Below are 1,636 nucleotides of genomic sequence, written 5' to 3'. Positions count from 1 at the left end.
CTAAGACCGCGAAGTCTTTTCCAGGCAGAACAGTTTATGTTATTTGAATCATTAAGGAAAATAAAGGTTTTAAGCTCGGATTAAAGTAAAATCAAAGATTTTATTTAGCGGTATGCTTAAAGCAAAGCTCACCTTAATTGTTCTAAACCCCTTCACAAACCTTAATGGTTCAATTCTCTTCACGATTAAATAAATCTGCGTCATCTGCAGAATCTGCGTGGGATATTATTTTATTTAAAAATCAAAATAATTCTTCGCATTATGATAACAGATATCGGAGATGATTTTCCCGATGTGCTCCATATCTTCCGGCAGCTCCCCTTTTTGGATCTCTTCTCCGAAAAGGTTGCAGAGTACCCTTCTGAAATATTCATGTCTCGGGAAGGAAAGGAAGCTTCTGGAATCCGTCAGCATCCCGACAAAACAGCTGATCAGCCCCATATTGGAAAGGGCGTTCATCTGTTTGATCATCCCGTCTTTCTGGTCTAGGAACCACCAGCCGGATCCAAACTGTACTTTCCCTTTGATGCTCCCGTCGTTGAAATTCCCGATCATGGTGGCAAAAATCTCGTTGTCGGCAGGGTTCAAGTTATACAGAATCGTTTTGGTGAGCCTGTCTTTTCCGTCTAAAGCGTTCAACAATCTGGACAGGGTTTCGGCCTGGACAAAATCCCCGATGGAATCCCAGCCGGTGTCGGGCCCTAAAAGATGGAGCATTCTATGGTTGTTGTTACGGAGGGCACCTAAATGGAACTGCTGCACCCAGCCGAAGCGGTGATACGTTTCGCCTAAGAAAAGTAAAATGGCCGTCTTGAACTGGTTCACCTGCTTCTCAGCAATGACTTTCCCGGCCAGCTTATCCCTAAAAATGGCATTCACCTCAGCTTCTGAAGCTTCCTCGAAAGAGATATTGTTCAGTCCGTGGTCGCACAAACGGCAGCCGTTTTCATGGAAGTATCCGATCCTTTTTAAAAGGGCATCGCAAAGCGACTGGTAAGAACTAATCTCAACGCCGGCCGATTCGCCCAATTTTGAAATATAATCCGCAAAGTTGTGGTTTTCGATCAGAATCGCTTTGTCCGGACGGAAGGCGGTGGTAACTTTCACTTTCCACCCGCTTGTGGATAGGTCCCGGTGGTAATTCAACGTATCCAGCGGATCTTCCGTGGTGCAGAGCGATTCCACGTTCATCAGTTCCAGAAGGCCCCTGGTGGATTTTTCCGGGGTCTGCAGCTGGGCGGTGATGTTTTCGTAGATCTCCGAAGCGTTGTTTTCATTTAAAAGCTCATCAATCCCGAAATACCTTTTCAGCTCCAGGTGCGTCCAGTGATAAAGCGGGTTCCTTAATGTATAGGGCACCGTTTTGGCCCAGGCCTCAAATTTTTCCTTATCGGAAGAATCTCCCGTGATGAATTTTTCGTTGATGCCCAGTGTTCTCATCGCCCGCCATTTGTAATGGTCGCCCGCGATCCACACCTTCGAGATATTCTCAAAGACCGTGTTCTCAGCCATATCCTTCGGGATCAGATGGTTGTGGTAATCGATGATCGGCTGCTTCTCAGCATAATTGAAATACAGCTCCTCAGCAAAAGAATTCTGTAATAAAAAACTATCGGTAATAAAAGATTTCATTGGT

1 protein-coding gene is annotated in these 1,636 nt (G+C 45.4%); it reads right to left on the bottom strand.

All coding sequences use genetic code 11. The features are described 5' to 3' along the window. Positions 1-234: 234 nt before the first annotated feature. Positions 235-1,632 carry a glucuronate isomerase gene (uxaC, locus tag CHA01nite_RS20295; protein ID WP_146944801.1) on the bottom strand — a complete coding sequence of 466 codons (1,398 nt, stop codon included), beginning with the start codon at positions 1,630-1,632 and terminating at the stop codon, positions 235-237. Between the last annotated feature and the right edge of the window lie 4 nt (positions 1,633-1,636).

It is taken from the genome of Chryseobacterium hagamense (genome assembly GCF_007991455.1).
GTDB classification, from domain to species: domain Bacteria; phylum Bacteroidota; class Bacteroidia; order Flavobacteriales; family Weeksellaceae; genus Chryseobacterium; species Chryseobacterium hagamense.
The sequence above is the reverse complement of the archived record's forward strand: the minus strand, read 5'-3'. Positions and strand labels throughout refer to the sequence as shown.